The organism is Dietzia sp. NPDC055877 (assembly GCF_053615975.1).
In genome coordinates this window covers 1-20,562 of the sequence record NZ_JBSHCV010000027.1, presented here as the reverse complement: position 1 = coordinate 20,562, position 20,562 = coordinate 1, and the positions used below count along the sequence as shown (strand labels likewise).

Annotated in this window: 20 protein-coding genes; 6 read left to right on the top strand and 14 right to left on the bottom strand. The window is 70.5% G+C overall.

Translation table 11 applies throughout. From position 1 onward, the window contains the following. Positions 1 to 22: 22 nt before the first annotated feature. From ACWGLC_RS17100 to ACWGLC_RS17080, 5 genes are all read right to left on the bottom strand, one after another. A complete protein-coding gene (locus ACWGLC_RS17100) occupies positions 23 to 814 on the bottom strand; it encodes a DivIVA domain-containing protein (protein ID WP_452100991.1) in 792 nt (263 codons plus the stop codon). Positions 815 to 913: 99 nt separating this feature from the next. Then, positions 914 to 1,387: a pantetheine-phosphate adenylyltransferase gene (gene coaD / locus ACWGLC_RS17095; protein WP_452100990.1), complete on the bottom strand. Its 474-nt coding sequence runs from the start codon at positions 1,385 to 1,387 to the stop codon at positions 914 to 916. Next, positions 1,384 to 1,974: a 16S rRNA (guanine(966)-N(2))-methyltransferase RsmD gene (gene rsmD / locus ACWGLC_RS17090; protein WP_452100989.1), complete on the bottom strand. Its 591-nt coding sequence runs from the start codon at positions 1,972 to 1,974 to the stop codon at positions 1,384 to 1,386. Before rsmD ends, coaD begins: the two co-directional genes overlap by 4 nt. A 68-nt stretch (positions 1,975 to 2,042) precedes the next feature. Further along, positions 2,043 to 4,295 carry an ATP-dependent DNA helicase RecG gene (recG, locus tag ACWGLC_RS17085; RefSeq protein ID WP_452100988.1) on the bottom strand — a complete coding sequence of 751 codons (2,253 nt, stop codon included), beginning with the start codon at positions 4,293 to 4,295 and terminating at the stop codon, positions 2,043 to 2,045. Then, on the bottom strand, positions 4,292 to 6,031 hold the full coding sequence (locus ACWGLC_RS17080) for a DAK2 domain-containing protein (protein ID WP_452100987.1): 1,740 nt from the start codon (positions 6,029 to 6,031) through the stop codon (positions 4,292 to 4,294). Before ACWGLC_RS17080 ends, recG begins: the two co-directional genes overlap by 4 nt. A 130-nt stretch (positions 6,032 to 6,161) precedes the next feature. Here ACWGLC_RS17080 and ACWGLC_RS17075 point away from each other — a divergent pair, with 130 nt between their 5' ends. Next, positions 6,162 to 6,956: an enoyl-CoA hydratase/isomerase family protein gene (locus ACWGLC_RS17075; protein WP_452100986.1), complete on the top strand. Its 795-nt coding sequence runs from the start codon at positions 6,162 to 6,164 to the stop codon at positions 6,954 to 6,956. Between the two features lie 133 nt (positions 6,957 to 7,089). Here the strand turns inward: ACWGLC_RS17075 and ACWGLC_RS17070 are convergent, their stop codons facing one another. Genes ACWGLC_RS17070 through thiL form a run of 3 tightly spaced genes read right to left on the bottom strand, consistent with a single transcriptional unit; the run spans position 7,090 to position 9,303 of the window. After that, complete coding sequence (locus ACWGLC_RS17070) at positions 7,090 to 7,791, bottom strand: uracil-DNA glycosylase (RefSeq protein WP_452100985.1); 702 nt, start codon at positions 7,789 to 7,791, stop codon at positions 7,090 to 7,092. 3 nt (positions 7,792 to 7,794) lie between these two features. Continuing rightward, positions 7,795 to 8,316 carry a gamma carbonic anhydrase family protein gene (locus ACWGLC_RS17065; protein ID WP_452100984.1) on the bottom strand — a complete coding sequence of 174 codons (522 nt, stop codon included), beginning with the start codon at positions 8,314 to 8,316 and terminating at the stop codon, positions 7,795 to 7,797. Positions 8,317 to 8,325: 9 nt separating this feature from the next. Beyond that, positions 8,326 to 9,303, bottom strand: coding sequence for a thiamine-phosphate kinase (thiL, locus tag ACWGLC_RS17060; RefSeq protein ID WP_452100983.1), 978 nt, complete (start codon positions 9,301 to 9,303; stop codon positions 8,326 to 8,328). 120 nt (positions 9,304 to 9,423) lie between these two features. Between thiL and ACWGLC_RS17055 the strand changes: the two genes are divergently transcribed. Next, on the top strand, positions 9,424 to 10,044 hold the full coding sequence (locus ACWGLC_RS17055) for a DUF3515 domain-containing protein (protein ID WP_452100982.1): 621 nt from the start codon (positions 9,424 to 9,426) through the stop codon (positions 10,042 to 10,044). 73 nt (positions 10,045 to 10,117) lie between these two features. Here the strand turns inward: ACWGLC_RS17055 and ACWGLC_RS17050 are convergent, their stop codons facing one another. Both ACWGLC_RS17050 and ACWGLC_RS17045 read right to left on the bottom strand, forming a co-directional pair. Continuing rightward, positions 10,118 to 11,224, bottom strand: coding sequence for a D-alanine--D-alanine ligase family protein (locus ACWGLC_RS17050; protein ID WP_452100981.1), 1,107 nt, complete (start codon positions 11,222 to 11,224; stop codon positions 10,118 to 10,120). 10 nt (positions 11,225 to 11,234) lie between these two features. Then, positions 11,235 to 12,233 (bottom strand): NAD(P)H-dependent glycerol-3-phosphate dehydrogenase, encoded by a 999-nt coding sequence (locus ACWGLC_RS17045; protein ID WP_452100980.1) that lies wholly within the window; start codon positions 12,231 to 12,233, stop codon positions 11,235 to 11,237. Positions 12,234 to 12,342: 109 nt separating this feature from the next. Here ACWGLC_RS17045 and cofC point away from each other — a divergent pair, with 109 nt between their 5' ends. The 3 genes from cofC to ACWGLC_RS17030 are packed head-to-tail and all read left to right on the top strand — an operon-like array spanning position 12,343 to position 16,069. Next, positions 12,343 to 13,062: a 2-phospho-L-lactate guanylyltransferase gene (gene cofC, locus ACWGLC_RS17040; protein ID WP_452100979.1), complete on the top strand. Its 720-nt coding sequence runs from the start codon at positions 12,343 to 12,345 to the stop codon at positions 13,060 to 13,062. After that, complete coding sequence (locus ACWGLC_RS17035) at positions 13,059 to 15,155, top strand: RNA degradosome polyphosphate kinase (protein ID WP_452100978.1); 2,097 nt, start codon at positions 13,059 to 13,061, stop codon at positions 15,153 to 15,155. The genes cofC and ACWGLC_RS17035 overlap by 4 nt, the downstream gene beginning before the upstream one ends. Then, positions 15,152 to 16,069 (top strand): NUDIX hydrolase, encoded by a 918-nt coding sequence (locus ACWGLC_RS17030; RefSeq protein WP_452100977.1) that lies wholly within the window; start codon positions 15,152 to 15,154, stop codon positions 16,067 to 16,069. The genes ACWGLC_RS17035 and ACWGLC_RS17030 overlap by 4 nt, the downstream gene beginning before the upstream one ends. A gap of 58 nt (positions 16,070 to 16,127) precedes the next feature. Here ACWGLC_RS17030 and ACWGLC_RS17025 read toward each other — a convergent pair whose 3' ends face one another. From ACWGLC_RS17025 to leuC, 3 genes are all read right to left on the bottom strand, one after another. Then, positions 16,128 to 16,508, bottom strand: coding sequence for an HU family DNA-binding protein (locus ACWGLC_RS17025; RefSeq protein WP_452100976.1), 381 nt, complete (start codon positions 16,506 to 16,508; stop codon positions 16,128 to 16,130). A 162-nt stretch (positions 16,509 to 16,670) separates the two neighbouring features. Continuing rightward, positions 16,671 to 17,267, bottom strand: a complete 597-nt coding sequence (gene leuD, locus ACWGLC_RS17020) for a 3-isopropylmalate dehydratase small subunit (RefSeq protein WP_452100975.1) — start codon at positions 17,265 to 17,267, stop codon at positions 16,671 to 16,673. A 6-nt stretch (positions 17,268 to 17,273) separates the two neighbouring features. Next, the gene (gene leuC, locus ACWGLC_RS17015) at positions 17,274 to 18,740 is read right to left on the bottom strand and encodes a 3-isopropylmalate dehydratase large subunit (protein WP_452100974.1); all 1,467 of its coding nucleotides are present in this window, start codon (positions 18,738 to 18,740) and stop codon (positions 17,274 to 17,276) included. A 71-nt stretch (positions 18,741 to 18,811) separates the two neighbouring features. On the opposite strand from leuC, the gene ACWGLC_RS17010 reads away from it, so the two are divergent. Then, on the top strand, positions 18,812 to 19,513 hold the full coding sequence (locus ACWGLC_RS17010) for an IclR family transcriptional regulator (RefSeq protein WP_452100973.1): 702 nt from the start codon (positions 18,812 to 18,814) through the stop codon (positions 19,511 to 19,513). A gap of 110 nt (positions 19,514 to 19,623) precedes the next feature. Here the strand turns inward: ACWGLC_RS17010 and ACWGLC_RS17005 are convergent, their stop codons facing one another. After that, the gene (locus ACWGLC_RS17005) at positions 19,624 to 20,493 is read right to left on the bottom strand and encodes an ABC transporter substrate-binding protein (protein WP_452100972.1); all 870 of its coding nucleotides are present in this window, start codon (positions 20,491 to 20,493) and stop codon (positions 19,624 to 19,626) included. Positions 20,494 to 20,562 lie beyond the last annotated feature (69 nt).

Sequence of the window (20,562 nt, the reverse complement as noted above, 5' to 3'; positions counted from 1 at the left end):
CCAGCAGACTACCCGCCTCGAGTCAGTAGTCTCCGTACCCGTCGCCGTGGCGCGCATCGTCACGCCCGGCGCGACGCCCGCCCGGCTCACGGCGGCCCGACGGGGCTACGCCGTGGAGCTCCTCGCGGCCGCGGGCGACGGTACGGATGGTGGTTCCGAGGAACTCCTCGAACCGCGCCATCTTGTCGTCGATGTAGGCGTCGCACTCCTCGCGACGGCGATCGCTCTCCGCATGTGCGGCGTCGCGCACCCGTGAGGCCTCCTCGTCGGCGATGCGGACGACCTCGGACTCGGACAGCATGCGCTGCTGCTCCTGCCGCGCCTCGGTGATGGTGCGGTCGTAGAGGATGTTGGCCTGTTCGGTGAGGCGCTCGGCCTCGGCGCGGGCGCGAACGGTGGTGGACTCGGCGTCGCGGCGCGATCGCTCGAGCAGCTCGCCCGCCTCGGCGCGGGCGTCGCCCACCAGTTCGTCGGCGTGCGTGGTGGCCTCGGCGACCATGCGGTCGGCGCGGGCCTTGGCGTCGGCGAGCATCGCGTCGGCGTCCTCGCGCGCGTTCCGTAGGGTCCGGTCCGCTTCGGCATCCGCCGCCGCGACGGTCTGGTGCGCCGTGTCATCGGCCTCCGCCAGCACGCGATCGCGCTGGTCCAGAACGTCCTGCGCATCGTCGAGTTCGCCGGGGAAGGAATCGCGGATGTCGTCGAGCAACAACAGGGACTCGTGCCGCGGGACCACACAGTTCGCGGTCATGGGCAGACTGCGGGCGTCCTCGATCATCGCGTTCAGCTCGTCGAGGGCCTGGAACACTCGGTACACGCTCGTCCCTTCACCGGTTCGTCACTCTTGCCACACCAGTGTGCCCGCAACACACGCGCCGTGGCCGGTGCGGCGGCGGTGTGTCCTACTCTCCGGCGTTCAGACCAGACGCTCCCTGAGCGCCGTAGCGACGGGCCCTGGCAGCAGGTGGGACACGTCGCCACCGAGTCGGGTGACCTCCCGACACAGCGAGGACGAGACGAACGACAGGTCAGCGCGGGTGGGCAGGAAGACGGTGTCGATCTCGGCGATCGACCGGTTCATGTGCGCCATCGGCAGCTCGTAGTCGTAGTCCGTGGAGTCCCGCAGCCCCTTGATCACGGCGGTGGCGCCCTGGTCGCGGCAGTAGTCCACGAGCAGGCCGTAGAAGCTGTCGACCCGCACACCGGGGATGTCGGCGCAGACCTCCTCGATGAGCGCCTTGCGCTCGGAGATGGTGAAGGTGCCCTGCTTGTTGGGGTTGGCCACCACGCACACGATCACGTCGTCGAACAGCGCCGCGGCGCGGCGGATGATGTCGAGGTGCCCGAGGGTCACCGGATCGAACGAGCCTGGGCACACGACTGTGGTCATCGCCTGACCGTATCAACCGGTCGCGCCATCTCGACGGCGGTCTCACCGTAGGTGCGCTCGAACTCTCGCGCGTACCCCTCGGGCCACCGCACCGCCGGGTCGCGCCTGGACCGCTCCCACACCACCAGTGCGTCGGGGGCGAGCCAACCGCCGTCCCGCAGCGCGAGGAGGATCGGCTCGTCGAGCACGCCGGAGCGCTCGTACGGCGGGTCCGCGAGGACCAGGTCGAACCCTCCGGGGACGGGGCACGGGCCACGGAGGGCGCCGGGAAGGGATGCACGTCTGATGGTCGCCGTGATGGACGACGACGACAACGCCGACGCCCCGGCGACGTTCTTCTTGAGGCAGGCGACGGCACGGGGGTTCTCCTCGACGAACCATCCCGCGTCGGCGCCACGGGAGAGTGCTTCGAGTCCGAGCGCGCCGGAGCCGGCGAACAGGTCGAGCACCGACGCCCCGGCGAGGTCGACCCGACTGTCGATCGCGCTGAACAACGCCTCGCGGACCCGATCGGTGGTGGGCCGGGTGCCGGCCGGCGGGACGACGATCGAGAGTGCTCGGAGTCGGCCGGAGATGATGCGGGTCATGTCAGTCCTGCTCGTTCGGGTGGCGGGTCATGTGCTGGCGGGTCAGGCGAATACCGCGGGGGGTGTGCTCAGTATCGCTCCAGATAGGCGGACTCCTCGGACCCGACCAGCCGGAAGACCCTCTCGGCGAGCGCCGGATGCGCGTGCAGGCCCGGGTCGGAATCCAGGATCTGCTCGGCGTACTGGCGGGCGATCCCGATGACCGCACCGTCCTCGACCACCGAGAGGATCCGCAGCGCCGACAGGGCACCCGACTGCGCATCGCCGAGCACGTCGCCCTCCCGGCGTTGGGTGAGATCGAGCTGGGCCAACACGAACCCGTCGGTGGTCGAGGCCACGGCGTTGAGCCTGTCCATCGCCCGGCTGTCGAATCGCGAGTTGGTGACCAGGAGGCACAGCCCTGACAGGCCACCCCGGCCCACCCGGCCGCGGAGCTGGTGCAGCTGGCTCACGCCGAAGCGTTCGGCGTCCATGACCACGATGACCGTGGCCTCGGGGACGTCCACGCCGACCTCGATCACCGTCGTGGACACGAGTACGTCGAGCCGGCCGGCGGCGAACGCCGTCATCGCCGTGTCCTTCTCCTCCGGCGACAGTCGGCCGTGCATGAGACCGACCCGCAGGCCGGCGAGCGGCCCGGTCGACAGGCTGTGGTGCAGGTCCACGGCCGCGGTCAACGGGATGCTCCCGTCGTCCTTGGCGTCGGGCTTGTCGTCGTCGCCGTCGATCCGTGCACACACCACATAGGCGCGATGTCCGGCGGCCACCTCCTCGCGGACCCTCTCCCACGTCCGCTCCAACCACCGGGGCTTCTCCCGCGCCGGCACCACCGACGTGGAGATGGGGCGGCGGCCGCCCGGCAGCTCCCCCAGTTCCGACACCTCGAGGTCCCCGAACACCGTCATCGCGATGGTGCGCGGGATCGGCGTGGCCGTCATCACCAACAGGTGCGGCACCATGCCGTCCCGCCCCTTGGTTCGAAGTCGGTCCCGCTGCCGGACGCCGAATCGGTGCTGCTCGTCCACCACGACCAGCCCCAGATCGAAGAAGTCGACCGAATCCTGGATCAACGCATGCGTTCCGACGATGATCCCGGCCTCACCCGTCACGATGTCCAACAACGCCTGCCGCCGCGCGGTGGTCGACATCGACCCGGTCAGCAGTACCACCCGGGTGGCGCCGTCCGCCGCACCGAGCCGACCGCCCTCCCCGAGGTCGCCGAGCATCGCGGTCAGGGATCGGTGATGTTGTACGGCCAGTACCTCCGTGGGCGCCAGCATCACGCACTGGCGGCCCGCATCGAGGACCTGCAACATCGCGAGCAGCGCCACCACGGTCTTACCCGAGCCGACCTCACCCTGCAGCAGCCTGTTCATCGGCTGGTCGCGGGTCAGGTCCACCGAGATGTCCTCCAGCACCGACTGCTGCCCCGCGGTGAGCGCGAACGGCAGCCGGGACCACATCGCGGCGCGGAGCCCGTCCGCGCGGACCGGGCTGGGCGGGGCCGGATCACGGGAGAAGAAGCGCCGCCGGGCGCCGAGCAACAACTGGAGCGCCAGCGCCTCGTCGAAGCGCAGGCGGTACCCAGCGGCGTCCATCTCCTCCTGGCTCGACGGCATGTGGGCCTTGTGCAGTGCGTCGTCCAGGTTCATGAGATTCACGGCGTCGATCACCGACTGATCGAGTGGGTCGACCACCGGGATCAACGCCCGTAGAGCCGTGACCACGGCGCCGAACACCTCCCAGGAGGTCACCCCCTCCCTGGACGCGTAGACCGGAAGGAACCTGCGGCCGAACAGGCTCTCACCCCCCTCGGCCTGCACCTTCGCCGACAGCTCGGCCAGAGCGGCCAGGTTGCCCGAGCCCTTGAGCTCACCGGACCCGCCCGCGGCGGTGGCGAGGATGAGGAACTCGGGGTGCTTGAGGTTCAGTTTGCCGCGGAATGTGGAGAGAGTGCCGTCGAACATCGCCTCGGTGCCGACCGGGAGGATGTTCTTGATTCCCCACCCGGCGAAGAAGACCACCTCAAACTCGATGCCCCCGTCGGTGACCACGAGGGTCACCCGCTGACGCTGCTTGGACCCCTTCTTGGACGTGTAGGTCGAGGACGACAGTCGCTCTACCGTGCCGATCACGGTTACGCGCTCGCCCTCGACGAGGGATTTCCTGTCGACGCGCTGCCCCTGCCGGCGGAACCGCCGGGGAAGGGTGTGGAGCAGGTCCCCGACCGTGCGGTGCCCGAACGCCGTGCCGATCCGCCGGGCGAGGTCGGCGTCGAGGATCTCGGCGAGCGGGGTCTCAGTGGTGGCGAAGGTCGTCATTCGACCCCGACACGCGCCAAGATCCTGCCGGGGCCCGCGCTGTAGGCCACCACCTCGACATCCGGATGGTCGGTTCGCAGCCGCGTCAGGACGTTCTCGGTCGAGGGCTCGTCGTACTCATCACCCAGCAGGAGGGTGACCAGCTCGCCCCCTGCCGTGAGCATCCGGTCGACGATGGAGCACACCGTCCCGACCGGATCGCTGTCGATCAGCGCCACGTCGTGGCCGATCACGCCCAGCAGATCCCCGGCCGCACACCGCCCCACCAGGGTCAGCGCATCCTGCTCGGCCCTGACCAGGTGCGCGTGGCGGGTCGCCGCCGCCGCGTCGGCCATACCGAAACCGTCCAGCGAGAGGGTCGAGGACGCGTCGTGAACCGCCAACGCCGCGAGCCCCTGGACCACCGAGGCGGTCGGGAGGATCAGTGCGTGCCGGCCCATGTCGCGCAGCGCCTCATCGAGGGAGCCGATCTGCGCTCGGGACAGCTCGCCGTTGGGCAGGACCACGCACTCGTCGGCCTCCAGTGCCAGAACCGCGTCGATCACTCCCTCACCACTGTCGCCGGGGTCGATTGCCGCCGCCCCGGCGTCGGTGAACAACTCCGCCAGCGAGCCTGGCCGTACGACCGCGGCGACAGTCCGGGTCGGGGTGCCGGTGGGCCGCGCCGCAGCCGGCGAGGCCCCCGTGCCCGCGGCGTCGTCGGTGGCACGGCCCTGGCCCAGGGGGTCAAGCATGTCGGTCACCCTGATCTCCACGACCCGGCCCAGGGACAGTGCGGACTCGATCGCCGGGCCGATGTCGTCCGTGTGCACGTGAACCGCCCAGCGGGCATGGTCGCCCGCACCTCCGTCGCCCACCACCACGACGCTGTCACCGAGCGTCCGGAGAGCCGACCTGAGCTCATCGGCACGGGCATCGTCGGAGTGCGTCAGTGAGTACATGACCTCGTAGCGCGTCTGCGCCGATGCCTGCCCAGCAGGCCCGCCCGCATCGCCCCTGTCAGAATTCTCTGCGCCGGCCCCGGCTGCGCACTCGCCCGGATCTGATGGGACGCCGTAGTCAGGCCGGTCGGGGGTCTCTCCGGTCAGAACACCGACCATGGTGTCCAGCAGGATCAGCAGTCCCCGGCCGCCGGCGTCCACGACCCCGGCATTGCGCAGAACCGACAACTGGGAGGTCGTCCGCGACAGGGCGTCCGCCGCGGAGTCCGCCGCGGCGCGGGCGACCTCGACGAGCGACGTGGCGGTGGAGCGGCCGGCACCGGCGGCGGCCTCGCGCAGGACGGTGACGATGGTTCCCTCGACCGGGTCGCTCAGCGCGTTGTCGACGAGAGTCACGGCGGTACGCAGGGCGCGCCGGTAGGTGGCCGCATCGACGACGGTGAACGTCGCGGCCTCACCGACCGCGCGCAGGACCTGGGACAGGATCACCCCGGAGTTGCCCCGCGCGCCGTGAACCGCCCCCCGGCCCAGCGCGACCGCGACCTCCCGGGCGCCGGCGGTGCCGCCGCCCTCGGCGATCCATGCGTCCTCGCCCTCCGCCCGGTCCAGAGCGGCTCTCATCGTGTAGAGGAGGTTGGTCCCGGTATCGGAGTCCGGCACGGGGAAGACGTTGAGGGCATTGATCTCCTCGCGATGCTCGGCAAGCTGCTCGACGCAGCGCCGGGCCCACGTGAGCACCCCCTGCGCGTCGAGCGTCTTGGGACGGTCCTCGACGCGCGTGCTCTCCTGCGTCATCGCCCCTCCTCGTCGCCCCTGGCACCCCTACCACCCGGATGTGCACGGGTGGCGCGGACAAGCCTAGTACCCTCACCTGTCGACAGCCGTCGAACAGGCCGAGACGGTGGACACCACAGGGAGCACCAGGATGACCTTTGACCTCTCAGCGACACCCCTCGCCACTCTCGAGGAGGGGGTTCTGACGCTGCCCATCTCGCTGGACGGCAAGGGCAATGCGCTCGACTCCGACGCGGTCGACCAGATGGGCACCGCCCTGGCCGCCCTCCTCGCCGGCGACCTCGAGGCCCGCGTGGTGCTCCTGATCGGCCTAGGCAAGAACTTCTGCGCCGGCGGCAATGTGGCCGGATTCGCCTCCGCCGACGATCGTTCCGCGCACGTCCGCGAGCTCGCGGACCGGCTGCACGCTGTGATCCGGCAGCTCGACGAGGTGTCCGTCCCCGTGGTGGCGGCCGTGGCCGGCTGGGCCGCCGGCGCCGGACTCTCCCTGGCCCTCGCGGCCGATTTCTCGGTGGCCGGTCCCGACACGCGTCTGTTGGCCGCCTATCCGGGGATCGGCCTGTCCCCGGACGGCGGGATGTCGTGGAACCTGCCCCGCGCGATCGGGCAGAACGCGGCGCGCGCCTTCATCCTCGGCAACGAGCCGATGACCGGCGAGCGCGGCTACGCACTCGGCATGCTCACTACATTCGTCGAGGGCGACGTTCGCGAGGCGGCCCGCGAGCTCGCGGTGCGTCTCGCCTCGGGCCCCGGTGAGTCCTATGCCGCGGTCAAGGCCCTGCTGCGCGCCTCGGCGGAGTCCAGCCTGTCGGGCCACCTCGATGCCGAGCGGGACTCCATCTCTCGTCTGGCCACCTCGCCGGACGGGATCGAGGGTGTAGACGCCTTCGTCGCCAAGCGGGCCCCGGAGTTCGGCCGGGACTGATCTACGAACGGCGGCCGACCCGCCACCCGCGGCCAGGCCCGGAGAACCCGCGATCCGCTACTCACCATCACGATTCGCTACCCGGGCGCCGGTAGCGGATCCGTCGTCGCAGTGGCGGATGTCGCGTGTGCGCTCAGGGCTCGAGCGGGAGGCGCCAGTCCACGGGTTCCGCCCCGAGTGCGGCCAGCGCCTCGTTGGCGCGGGTGAACGGCCGCGAGCCGAAGAATCCCCGCCGGGCCGAGAGCGGCGACGGGTGAGCCGAGGCGATCACGGGGATCTCGCCGAGCATCCCGGTCAATGACCGGGCGTCGCGCCCCCAGAGGATCGCGACCATCGGCCGGTCACGCTCCACCAGCGCCTCGATGGCCCGCTGGGTGACGGCCTCCCATCCCTTGCGCCGGTGGGAACCGGCGTCGCCCGGGGACACGGTCAGCACCCTGTTGAGCAGCAACACCCCGGATCGCGTCCAGGCCCCCAGATCGCCGTGCGGCGGTGCGGGCAGCCCCAGGTCGTCGGTGTACTCACGGTAGATGTTGCCCAGACTGCGGGGCAGCGGCCGCACCTCACCATCGACGGCGAAACTCAACCCGACGGGATGCCCGGGGGTCGGGTACGGGTCCTGCCCCACGATGAGCACGCGCACGTCGTCGAAGGGTTGGGTGAACGCGCGAAGCACCCGGTCCGACGCCGGCAGGTAACCGCGCCCCGCCGCGTTCTCCGCACGCAGGAAATCACCCATCCGGTGGATCTGCTCCTCCACCGGGGCCAGCGCCCGCGCCCAGCCCGGATCGAGCAGGTGCTCCAGCGGCGGCCGCGCCGAGATCTCCGGTCTCACGGATCAGTCGAGCCGGCGGAGTTCGGCACGGTACCGCATCGCGTTCTCGTGGTACTTCTGCGTGTTGCCCTCGAGCATCGCTGGGTCGACCTCGTAGCCGTCCCGGATCCTCGCGGGCGTGCCCATCGCCATCCGTCGATCGGGCAGGTCGAAGCGTGGCGGGATGAGACACCCGGCGGCGACGATCGCGCCGGCGCCGATCACCGCCCCGTTGAGCACCACCGAACCGGACGAGATCAGCGCGCCGTTCCCGATCGTCGCGCCCTCGATGTGGGCGTTGTGTCCCACGATGCAGTGCTCACCGAACACGGTCGGCTCGCTCTCGGTGCAGTGGACGATCGTGCCGTCCTGGATGTTGGTCATCGCCCCGACCTCGATCCGCCCGTAGTCACCGCGCAACACCGCCGTGGGCCACACCGAGGCGCCCGGACCGAGCGTCACGCGCCCGATCACCACCGCGTCGGGGTGCACCCAGGCATCGGGCGCGATGTCGGGTTCGAGGTCTCCGAGTGCATAGACAGCCATGTGCCCACCCTAGTTCGCGCCGCGCGCGGAGTCCCAGCCTCCGGGCGTCCGGGCGGTGCCGTCGATCGTCACCTCGCCGGGTTCGCCGGCACGGATCGTGCCGATGATCGTGAACTCGTCCGGCACGGCACATCCCGGCGGGAAGGTCCCGAGCAGCCCGTGGTCCTCTCCCCCGTCGAGCATCCAGTCGAGGACGCGGGCGTCGGCGTCGGCGGCGCCGAGCGACTCCGCCGCGGCGAACAGTTCCGGGTCGACCGGCAGTGCCGCGCGGTCCAGGTCCGCGGCGACCCCCGACGCGCGCGTGAGGCCGGACAGGTCGCGCAGGAGCCCGTCGCTGACGTCGGTGAGGGATGAGGCCCCGACCACACGTGCGGCGGTGCCCGTGCCGACCGGGGTGTGGGGCACGCGGTATGCCCGGGCCAGCGGGCCGTCCGGGCGTCCGGCGAGGAGGAGGGCGAGCCCCGCGGCCGACCGCCCGGGGAGTCCGGTGAGTCCGATGCTGTCCCCGGGGGCCGCGCCGTCGATCCGCACCGGGGCGGCCCCGTGCGGAAGGGTGCCGATGGCGGTGACGCCGACGACGACGAAGTCGGCACTCGTGAGGTCCCCACCGACCACGACCGCCCCGGATCGGGCCGCCTCGGAGTGGATCCCGTCGGCGAGATCCGAGATCTCCCGCATCGTGGTGCGACCCGGTACCGCGAGGGCCACCAGGATCCGTGTGCATTCGGCGCCCATCGCCAGGACGTCGGAGACGTTCTGTGCCACGGCTCGCCTGCCGAGGTCCCGCCAGCCCGTGAGATCCCGACGGAAATGGGTTCCCTCAACGAGCATGTCGGTGGTCACCACGGTGGCCCAGGCGGGCCCCAGGACGGCGGCGTCGTCGCCGTTGCCCACCGGGTCGTCCCCCGCCTGCACCGGGGCACCACTGAGCACCTCGAGAACCGCGGCTTCGCCGGCCTCGGCCACGGTCACGGCCCGATCGGTCACGTCTGTGCTCCCCTTCCGGGTGGAGTCGCGCGCCGGGTGTGCAGGCGCGGGTCTGTAGCGTTGCCGTCAGGTTAGCGGCCGCCCGGACGGCGTCCGCCCCGGGGAGGAAGGACGACACCTGTGGCTTCGACGGACTCGGATCCGGAGGATCGGTACGACGCCGGTCCGCGGAACACCAGGGCTTCCGACGGGGATGTTCGCCCCGTCCCCACCGCTGTCGTGGTCGCGGGGGTCATCGTCCCCCTGATCGTTCTCGCGGTGGTGTTGGTGCTGTTCCGGAACATGGGCGACGAGGCCGCGGAAGCCGCCGTGAGCGAGCCGTACGCGGCGGTACCCCTCCCCGCGCCGGGCGCCGGGTCCCAGGCTTGCACGGCCCTGATCGAGTCATTGCCGCCGGAGCTCGGAGACGCGACCCAGGTCGCCCTGACCGAGCCGGACACGGCGGGCATCGCGGCCTATCGCATGCCCGACGCCGAGCCGGTGGTCGTGCGCTGCGGCCTGCCGGCGCCGCCGACCTTCGTCGTGGGCGTGGGGCTGCAGGAGGTCAACGGGGTCCAGTGGTTCAACGAGCCCGACCCGGACCCGGCGGTCACGTCGTCGACATGGGTGGCCGTGGATCGGCCCGAGTTCGTCGCGATCACGCTGCCCGAGGGCAGCGGCACCGGTCCGATCCAGAATCTGTCCGACGCGATCACCGCGTCCCTCGACGAGATCGAGCCGGCCCCGGCCCCGGTGGGCTGACCCGCCACGGGCCGTGCCGGCCGCACCGCGGCGATCGCGCGGATCTGCCGGGGGGCCGCCCGCGGAGGGTGGGTCAGCCGCGTGCGAGCGCCGTCTGGACGAGGGTGCCCAACAGCGTCGGGTAGTCGACGTCTGTGGCGGCCCACATCTGCGGGTACATCGAGATCGGGGTGAAGCCCGGCATGGTGTTGACCTCGTTGATCACCGGACCGTCGACCGTGACGAAGAAGTCCACCCGGGTGAGCCCGGTGGCGTCGATCGCCCGAAACGCCGCCACGGCGAGCTCGCGAAGCCGCTCGATGTCGGCGGCCGGGAGCTGCGCCGGCAGGTCGAACGTACACACGTCGTCGAGGTACTTGGTGTCGAAGTCGTAGAAGGAATCGCCCTCGGACTCACCCTCGCGACCGGTCGGCTCGCCGGGGATGTGCAGTTCGGCCGGGAGGCTGGCCTCGACGCGCCCGTCGGGGTACTCCAGGACCCCACATTCGACCTCGCGACCGACGATCGCGGCCTCGACGATCACCTTGGGGTCGAACCGACGGGCCTCGGCGATCGCGGGATCGAGGTCGTCGATCCGGGAGACCTTGGTTATCCCGATCGACGACCCCCCGCGGGCGGGTTTGACGAACAGTGGCAGCCCGAGGCGATCCAGTTCCTCTGCGGTGGGGGACCGTGTTCCGGGGCGCAGCACGACCTGCTCGCCGATCGGCAGTCCGGCGGCGCCGAGGACGATCTTGGTGAACTCCTTGTCCATGCCCGCGGCGCTGGCGAGCACCCCGGGCCCCACGTACGGCAGCCCGGACAACTCGAGGAGCCCCTGGATGGTCCCGTCCTCGGCGTAGGTGCCGTGCATGACCGGAAAGACCACATCGATACGCGCGACCTCCTCCCCGGCGCGGTCCCCGTCCACGTACCGCAGGACACCCCGGTCCTCGGTGGACAAACCCAGCGCGACCCGCGGGCGGTGCGGATCGACGACCGGCATCGAGCGATCGATGATGCGCAGGTCGGAGACATCGTCCGGGCCCAGTGTCCACGCCCCGGTCGAGGTGATCCCCACGGGGATGACGTCGTACTCGGACCGGTCGAGGTGGGAGATGACGGCGCCGGCGGACACGCAGCTCACGGAATGTTCCGTGCTGCGGCCGCCGTAGAGGACGGCAACGGTGGTGCGGTTCACCGGGCCGAGGCTACTCGGGCTTGGTGCTCCGTCTCATGAGGCGCACCGCCACCTCGACGGCGTTACCCCCTTCGTGGCAGATCTCGTGCACCGCCTCGGTCAGGGGCATCTCCACGCCCGCCCGGTGACTGAGCTCGACGATCGAGGTGCACGACTTCACGCCCTCGGCCACCTGGCCGTTGGTCGCCTCCTGTGCCTGCTCCAGGGTCTCGCCCCTGCCGAGTCGCTCACCGAACGTCCGGTTCCGGGACAGCGGCGACGTACAGGTGGCCACCAGGTCGCCCAGACCCGCGAGGCCGGCGAAGGTCATCTGGCTGGCGCCCAGTGCCACCCCGAGCCGGGTGGACTCCGCCAGACCACGTGTGACCAGTGTCGCCGCGGTGTTGTCCCCCAGACCCATCCCCGAGGCTATGCCACACACCAGCGCGATCACGTTCTTGGTGGCCCCACCGATCTCGCAGCCCACCACGTCGTTGTTGGTGTACGGCCGGAAGTAACGGGTGGAGAAGGCGTCCTGGAGTCGCGCGGCGCGCGCCGCGTCGGTGCAGGCGATGACGGTCGCGGCGGGCTGCCCCTCCGCGACCTCACGGGCGAGGTTGGGCCCGGACAGGACGGCGATCTGCCCCTCGGGGAGGCCTGCGACCTCGGCGACGACCTCGCTGATCCGCATGAGCGTGCCCGTCTCGATGCCCTTGGCCAGAGAGATGACCCCGACGTTCGGCGTCAGCAGGTCGACCCAGTTCTCGAGGTTCGCGCGCAGAGTCTGTGACGGTACCGCGAGGACGACCTCCTCCGCACCGTCGAGGACCTCCGCCGGGTCGGTCGATGCGCTGACCGCCGACGGCAGTACGACGCCCGGGAGGTACTTGCCGTTGCAGTGGTTGCCGTTGATGTCGTCGGCGGCCTCCTCGCGCCGCGCCCACATGACGACCTCGGAGCCGGCGTCCGCGAGAACCTTGCCCACCGCGGTCCCCCAGGACCCCGCACCCATCACTGCGATCCGCGCCATGGCCGCCTCCCCACTCTCGTCGCCACCTGGCCTCGCCCCGGGTGAATCACGGCAGTGACGCTACCCGGCGCCGGGCGATCGCGAGGCGGTGCTGGCAGGATGGCGTTCGATGAACGCAGTGGGTGGCCGGGAGCGCACGGGAGACGGGTGGACGATCGTCGTCCCCGTCAAATCCCTCGATCGCGCCAAAAGCCGACTGGGGTCGACGCTCTCGCCGGACTCCCGCCGCGGCCTCGTGGTGGCGATGACCACCGATGTCGTCACCGCCTGCCTCCACAGTCAGCAGGTCGGGCGCGTTCGGATCGTCTCCTCCGACCCCCAGATCGCCGCCCTCGCCGACCGATTGGGGGCGGAGTTCGTCGCCGAGACGACGCCGGCCCCCGGCACCGACGTGGACCCGCTCAATGCCGCGCTGACCGAGGCGCTCGCCGGTCTCACCGGACGGGTCGCAGTCGTCGCCGCCGACCTCCCCGAGCTGGACGCGCAGTCGCTGACCCGCGTGCTCGATTCGGCGGCCGAATACCCGCATTCGGTCGTCGTCGATCATCGCGGAGAGGGCACCACGATGGCATTCTGGGCCGGCGGCGCCGCCCGTGTGTGCCGGTTCGGCGCCGGCTCCGCCGAGCGCTATCGGCTCGAGGGCGGGGCCGCGGTGCTCGACGTCGACGACATCGCACGGGGCGCGGCCTCCCGGGACGTGGACATCCCCGAGGACGTGGTCCGACTGGCCGGTCGTCGGGTCGGGGCCGCCACCGCCCGGGCGTTGACGGGTGTTTCCGCTCCCCTTCGCTGCCCGGACCACCCTCGATCGGCCACAATGGTCTGGTGACAGTCGAAGACCACGCCCCGCAGGCACTTCCCCGGCCCCGTGACCGCTACCTCAACCGTGAACTCAGCTGGCTCGACTTCAATGCGCGCGTCCTCGCGCTGGCCGGCGAGACATCTCTCCCGCTGTTGGAACGAGCCAAGTTCCTCGCGATCTTCGCCTCCAATCTCGACGAGTTCTACATGGTCCGGGTGGCGGGCCTGAAGCGTCGCGACAAGACCGGCCTCTCGGTCCGCTCCGCCGACGGCCGGACACCCGCCGAACAGCTCAGTCGGATCAGCCTGCGTAGCCGTGAACTGTGCGACGAGCAGTCCAGGTTGTTCCACGATGAGATCCGGCCGGCGCTGGAGGCGAACGGCATCAGGATCCTGCCCTGGTCGGCGCTCTCCACAGAAGAGCGTTTCGAGCTCTCCGAGCTGTTCCGTAACCAGATCTTCCCGGTTCTCACGCCGCTCGCCGTCGATCCGGCGCATCCGTTCCCCTACATCTCGGGCCTGAGTCTGAATCTCGCGGTGATCATCCGCGACGCCGATTCGGGACAGGAACACTTCGCGCGGGTGAAGATCCCGCACAACGTGCCCCGCTTCATCCGGGTCCAGCGCGAGAGCGCCGAGGAGTTCGCGTTCGTCTCCGCCGAAGAGCTCATCGCCGCCCACCTGGGCGAGTTGTTCCAGGGCATGGAGATCGTTGAGCACCACGTGTTCCGCGTGACGCGAAACGCGGACATGGAGGTCGAGGAAGACCGGGACGAGGACCTCCTGCAGGCCCTCGAGCGAGAGCTGGCGCGCCGTCGATTCGGCTCCGCCGTCCGCCTCGAGATCGCCGAGGACACCACCCCCCGGATGTTGCGGATCCTCAAGCGCGAGCTCGACATCGAGTCCGGGGACGTGATCCGCTTCTCCGGCCTGCTCGATCTGACCGGGCTGTGGCAGCTCCACGGACTCGAGCTCCCGGATCTCAAGGATCCGGCGATGGTGCCGGCCACTCCTCCGGCGTTCGGTGAACGGGAGACGGCCCGCAACATCTTCGACTCGCTCCACGAGGGCGACGTCCTGGTCGAGCACCCCTACGACTCGTTCTCCACCACCGTCCAGAGATTCATCGAGCAAGCGGCGGCGGACGAGAACGTACTGGCGATCAAGCAGACCCTCTACCGCACCTCCGGTGACTCGCCCATCGTCAACGCCCTCGTCGACGCCGCCGCAGCCGGCAAGCAGGTGGTGGCGCTGGTCGAGATCAAGGCCCGGTTCGACGAGCAGAACAACATCCGGTGGGCGCGCGAACTCGAGCAGGCCGGCGTGCATGTGGTGTACGGGTTGGTGGGTTTGAAGACGCACTGTAAGACGTGTCTGGTCGTCCGCAAGGAGGGCGATCGCCTCCAGCGCTACGCCCACATCGGGACCGGCAACTACAACCCCAAGACGGCGCGCCTGTACGAGGACGTGGGGCTGTTCACCGCCGACGAGGACGTGGTCTCGGACCTGACCGACCTGTTCAACCACCTGACGGGCTTCTCCAATGTCAGCAAATACCGGCGGCTGCTCGTCGCCCCCGAGGGCATCCGCTCCGGGATCATCGAGCGCATCGACCGGGAGATCGCGCTGGCCGCAGAGGGTCGGGAGGCGGGCATCCGCCTCAAGGCCAACGCCCTGGTCGACGAGCAGGTGATCGACGCCCTGTACCGCGCCTCGCAGGCCGGCGTCCCGGTCGACATCGTCGTGCGTGGAATCTGCTCACTACGTGCCGGGGTTCCCGGACTGAGCGAGAACATCCACGTCCGGTCGATTCTCGGCCGGTTCCTCGAGCATTCACGCATCCTGCACTTCCGTGGTGCGGACGAGGTGTTGCTGGGCAGCGCGGACATGATGCACCGAAACCTCGATCGACGCGTCGAGGTGATGGTCACGGTCACCGACCCGCGCCTCAAGGCGCAGGTGAACCGCATCTTCACCTCGGCTCTCGATCCCGCCACGCGCAGCTTCCAGCTGCAGCCCGACGCCACGTGGCGCCGGATGCCCGCGCCGGAGGACTGGGCGGACTCGATCGATCACCAGGAACGCATGGCCGCCGAACACGCGGGGTTCCGTGACCGATGAGCAAGTCCAAGTCCAAGTCCAAGATCCGGGTCGTCCCCGCCGCGGGTGCGGTGTTGTACCGCGTGGAGAACGGGGTGCCGGTGTGCGCGATCGTCCACCGGTCCCGGTACGACGACTGGTCGCTACCGAAGGGCAAGGTCGATTCAGGAGAGTCCCTGCCGACGACCGCGGTCAGGGAGATCCTCGAGGAGACCGGGTTCGAGTCGGTGCTCGAGTCACTCATCGGGACCACCGCGTACCCGCTGAAGGAGAACACCCGCAAGGAGGTCACCTACTGGTCCGCCCGGTCGCTCGGCGGCCGCTTCGCGCCGAATTCCGAGGTCGACGAACTCCGGTGGCTCCCCGTGGAGGAGGCCAAGGCTCTCGTCTCCTACGCCCTGGACCGCAAGATACTCACCCGCTTCGCCGGCATGCGACCGGTGGAGACGGTGGTGCTCCTCGTGCGGCACGCCAAGGCGGGCGACAGGAGCGAATGGAGCGGGGACGACGCGCTTCGACCACTCGAGAAGTCCGGGCGTACGCAGGCCGAGATGCTGTCCCCGATGCTGAGGGCGTTCGGCGTCAGCCGGCTGCACAGCGCGCCCCGGGTGCGCTGCGAACAGACCCTGGGGCCGCTCGCCGATGAACTCGGTGTCGACATCGCGATCGAGCCCGCCCTGAGCGACGAGGCCTACCTGGAGTCACCTGCGGGCGCCGTGCAGCGGCTGCTCGAGATCGCGGCCACCGGCGGTGGCATCGCGGCGATCAGTTCCCAGGGCACCGCGATCCCCGGGATGCTCGATGATATGGCCGTGGCAGCGGGGATCGACATCGGCGATACCTCCACCAAGAAGGCGGGCGCGTGGGGTCTCGGCTTCTCAGGGACCACACTGCTCTATGCGGACTACTACCGCAGCCCGCTCCCGCTGCACTGACCGGCGAGCCGACGGGACCGCACTCTCCCGGGACGGCGCGGCGTGGGTCAGCCGAGGCTCAGCCGACCCTGCCGGGGTGGTCGACACCGTTCTGCCCCAGCCCGCCGAACGACTGGTGCGAACTCGATCGCTTTGCCGCCAGCCGTCCTTCCGGGAGAACCTCCGCGCCCTGGATGACCGCCTTGAAGTACTGACCGGGGCGGAAAACCGGCGAATACGTGGGAGGGACCGGGATCGACTCCCCGGTGTGTGGGTTACGGGCGACCCGTGCGGCCCGGGCCTTCTTCTCGAAGATGCCGAACCCCATGATGGTGATCGACTCCCCGGACGCCACCGTCCGCACGATGATGTCGAGGGTGTTCTCCAGCGCCTCGGTGGCTAGCTGGTGGTCACCGCCCATACGTTCAGCCAGTTCCTCGATGAGATCGGCTTTGTTCACGTGGGAGCCCCCCTTTGTGCGAGTGTCGCTGTCGCGGAACCGATCCGCACCCAGTGCGGATAAGCATACTCACACAAAGAGGGATAAAGAAGCCTCAACATCCGCGCGCCATGGCGTCCGGCAGCTCTCCCGAGCCACCCGCCGAGGGGCGCCGATCCCCGCCTACCGTGGCTCGGTGACGGGCTTGAAGGACGGACGCCGGGCCTCGTACTCCTCGATGAGGTCCTCACGCCGGAGGGTGAGGCCGATGTCGTCGAGCCCCTCCATGAGGCGCCACCTGGTGTAGTCATCGATGTCGAACGGGACGGTCACATCTCCGGCCGCGACGGTCCGCGCACCCAGATCGACGGTCAGCTCGATCCCGGGCCGGGCGTCCATGACCTTCCAGAGCAGCTCCACGTTCTCCTGCTCCACCTGGGCCGCGACGAGCCCGGACTTGCCGGAGTTCCCGCGGAAGATGTCGGCGAAGCGCGAGGAGATGACCACGCGGAACCCGAAGTCCATGAGCGCCCAGACAGCGTGCTCCCGGGAGGAACCGGTGCCGAAGTCGGGACCGGCGACCAGGACGGAAGCCTTGTCGTAGGGCGCGCGGTTGAGCACGAAGTCGGGCTCCTTCGCGCGCCATGACGAGAACAGCCCGTCCTCGAAGCCCGTGCGGGTCACGCGCTTGAGGTAGACGGCGGGGATGATCTGATCGGTGTCCACGTTGGAGCGGCGCAGCGGGGCACCGATGCCGGTGTGGGTGGTGATCGGCTCCATGAGGTGTCAGGCCCCCTTCGCGGGCTCGAGGTCGGCGGGAGAGGCGAAGCGGCCGAGCACGGCGGTGGCCGCCGCGACGGACGGGCTGACCAGGTGGGTGCGCGCACCCTTGCCCTGGCGCCCCTCGAAGTTCCGGTTGGAGGTCGAGGCACATCGCTGACCGGGCTCGAGTGAGTCGGGGTTCATCCCGAGACACATCGAGCATCCGGGCTGGCGCCACTCGGCCCCGAACTCTGTGAAGATCCGGTCCAGCCCCTCGGCCTCGGCCTGCTCGCGTACCCGCATCGAACCGGGGACGACGAGCACTCGGACGTCGTCGGCGACCCTGCGGCCGGCGACGACCTCGGCCACCTCGCGCAGGTCCTCGATCCGCCCGTTGGTGCAGGAGCCCACGAACACCACGTCGACGGGCACGTCCCGCATCGGGGTCCCCGCCCGGAGATCCATGTACTCCAGGGCGCTCTCGGCGGCGATCCGCTCACTCTCGTCCGTGAAGGACTCCGGGTCCGGCACGGTCGCACCCAGCGGAACACCCTGGCCGGGGTTGGTGCCCCACGTGACGAACGGGGTCAGTGCGGAGCCGTCGATCACGACCTCGGTGTCGAACACCGCGTCCTCGTCGGTCCGCAGGCCGCGCCAGTACTCCACGGCGGCGTCCCACTCGGCCCCCTGCGGGGCGTGCGGGCGACCCTCGAGATAGTCGAAGGTGGTCTGGTCCGGAGCGATCATGCCCGCGCGGGCGCCGGCCTCGATGCTCATGTTGCACACGGTCATCCGGGCCTCCATCGAGAGCTTCTCGATGGCCTCTCCGCGGTACTCGATGATGTAGCCCTGCCCGCCGCCGGTGCCGATCTGTGCGATCACGGCCAGGATGAGGTCCTTCGCGGTGACGCCGGGCCGCAGTTCGCCGGTCACGGTGATCGCCATCGTCTTGAACGGCCGCAGCGACAGTGTCTGGGTGGCCATGACGTGCTCCACCTCGGAGGTGCCGATGCCCATCGCGATGGAGCCGAACGCGCCGTGCGTCGAGGTGTGCGAATCGCCGCACACGACGGTCATCCCGGGCTGGGTCAGGCCCAGCTGCGGTCCGATGATGTGGACGATGCCCTGCTCGGCATCACCCATCGGGTAGAGGCGGACACCGAACTCCTCGCAGTTGCGGCGCAGCGTCTCGATCTGCGTCCGCGAGGTCTGGTCGGCGATGAGGTTCACCGCTCCCCCGACGATGTCGGTGGGCACGTTGTGGTCCTCCGTCGCCAGCGTGAGGTCGGGCCGGCGGAGCCGCCGACCGGCGAGCCGGAGCCCGTCGAACGCCTGCGGGCTGGTCACCTCATGGATGAGGTGCAGGTCGATGAAGATGAGGTCGGGCTGACGCGACCCGCCCTCGCCCTCGCCCCTGGCGACCACGTGGTCATCCCAGACCTTCTCGGCCAGGGTCCGCGGCCGTCCGCCGCCGGACACCGTCTCACTCATCACGCCTCCAAGTCCACGTCCTCGGCGAGTTCACGATGGATTCTCACCATGTAGGACGCTATAGTCGAACTGTGAGACAGTATAGCGGGATCGGGGTCCTCGACAAAGCAATGACGGTGCTACACGCCGTGGCCGAGCAACCGTGCGTCCTGTCAGACCTGTGCGAGCGAACCGGGCTGCCCCGGGCGACCGCACACCGACTGGCGGTGGGCCTGGAGACGCACCAACTCCTGGCCCGTGACGATGCCGGCATCTGGACCCTGGGACCCGGCCTCGCCAAGCTCGCGGCCAACCTCCCCGACCCGCTCGCCGAGGCCGCCTCCTCGGTCCTGCCCCGCCTGCGCGAGACCACGGACGAGAGCGTCCAAGTCTACCGCCGCGACGGCGACCGCCGTGTCTGCGTGGCCTCGGCCGAGCCCCTCACCGGACTGCGCGACACGGTGCCCGTCGGAGCGGTCCTGCCCATGACGCGCGGCTCTGGCGCCAAGGTGCTCGCCGCGTGGGCCGACATCCACACGCAGCGCGCGCTGCTGGCCGAGGCGGGCTACACCGAGCGCCAGCTCGCCGAGATCCGCAAGCGCGGCTGGGCACAGTCCGTCGCCGAGCGCGAGCCCGGCGTCGCGTCCATCTCGGCGCCGATCCGCGACTCCTCGGGCGCGGTGATCGCTGCCATCTCCGTCTCCGGCCCGGTGGACCGCATCGGCCGCCGCCCCGGTGTGCGCTGGGCCGCCGACCTCCTAGCCGCTGCCGAGGCCATCCACAAGCGCCTCTAACCGACACCCGCCCCACCGGCCGCGACCCGCACCGAACCAGGCGCCGCCCGCCCTGCGCCCCGGCCCGGCATGCCGCCCGTCGGGTCAGCCCGCCGGGTCAGCCCGCCGGGTCAGCCCGGGCGCCGCCCCCGGACGAGCCGCTCCAGCGCCCAGGGCAGGCTGGACACGCTCGGCTGCCGGACCGCGGCCACGAGATCACCGTCCCGTGGGTCGACGCGAACGACGTGCACGCCGGGCCGCCGCAGTTCCCGGAAGACGACCGGCCCGGGATACGTCACCACGTCGAACCCGAGTGCCCGCAGCTCGGCGAGGAGCGGCGCGTCGGCCGCGAGGGTGGCCACGGCGGTGTCGGGGTCAGCGCCGGTCCCGATGACGACGACGAAGCTCTCCACCCCCAGCCGGCGCTGCCGCTCGGCCCACGCCCCGAGCACCTCCCCGGTGGCCCGTTCCGCCGGGGCGGGGTCGGCCCCCACCGCGTCGGCGATCAGGTGGAGATGATCGCGCCAATCGGGTCGCCCCTCCGGGCCGACGATCACCGCGCCGAGACGTTCATAGGCCCGCAGTTGCGACTCGGTGACATCCGCGGACGCCATCGCGAACGCGTCCACCCCGAAGGGCAGGAGGGATCTGAGGCTCGGCGGCCCGGACCCGGCCCACTCCGGCGCCGGCGGGGCGGGCCGCCCGCGCCAGGGCCGGGGTCCGGTACCGTCCGCCGCCCAGGCCGCCGTCGGCGCATGGTCGAGCGCGTGCAGGACGTCGAGGTCCGCCGAGGACATCGCGACCACCTGTCGCGCAGGGGCGTCGGGCGTGACGGTCCGGACCGGCTCCGGCGGGGCGAGCGACCCGGACGTGGACGCGCCCCGGGTCGACGGTGTCGTCGTCGTCCGGCCCGGATCGTCCGTCCGCGCACACCCGGACACCCCCACCGTCGCCAGCCCGGCACCGAGGGCGAGGCGGAGAAGGTCACGGCGCGAGGTCACGACGGCGATCCTCTCGGGTTAAAGGCCAGAATGTGTGTATGGATACCCGGATTTAGTGGGTGTGGCCTG

Excerpts from the sequence above, each read along its gene's own strand:
- coaD (WP_452100990.1), bottom strand. The coding sequence starts at position 1,387 with ATGACCACAGTCGTGTGCCCAGGCTCGTTCGATCCGGTGACCCTCGGG.
- rsmD (WP_452100989.1), bottom strand. The coding sequence starts at position 1,974 with ATGACCCGCATCATCTCCGGCCGACTCCGAGCACTCTCGATCGTCGTC.
- recG (WP_452100988.1), bottom strand. The coding sequence starts at position 4,295 with ATGACGACCTTCGCCACCACTGAGACCCCGCTCGCCGAGATCCTCGAC.
- ACWGLC_RS17080 (WP_452100987.1), bottom strand. The coding sequence starts at position 6,031 with ATGACGCAGGAGAGCACGCGCGTCGAGGACCGTCCCAAGACGCTCGAC.
- ACWGLC_RS17075 (WP_452100986.1), top strand. The coding sequence starts at position 6,162 with ATGACCTTTGACCTCTCAGCGACACCCCTCGCCACTCTCGAGGAGGGG.
- ACWGLC_RS17065 (WP_452100984.1), bottom strand. The coding sequence starts at position 8,316 with ATGGCTGTCTATGCACTCGGAGACCTCGAACCCGACATCGCGCCCGAT.
- ACWGLC_RS17045 (WP_452100980.1), bottom strand. The coding sequence starts at position 12,233 with ATGGCGCGGATCGCAGTGATGGGTGCGGGGTCCTGGGGGACCGCGGTG.
- cofC (WP_452100979.1), top strand. The coding sequence starts at position 12,343 with ATGAACGCAGTGGGTGGCCGGGAGCGCACGGGAGACGGGTGGACGATC.
- ACWGLC_RS17030 (WP_452100977.1), top strand. The coding sequence starts at position 15,152 with ATGAGCAAGTCCAAGTCCAAGTCCAAGATCCGGGTCGTCCCCGCCGCG.
- leuD (WP_452100975.1), bottom strand. The coding sequence starts at position 17,267 with ATGGAGCCGATCACCACCCACACCGGCATCGGTGCCCCGCTGCGCCGC.
- leuC (WP_452100974.1), bottom strand. The coding sequence starts at position 18,740 with ATGAGTGAGACGGTGTCCGGCGGCGGACGGCCGCGGACCCTGGCCGAG.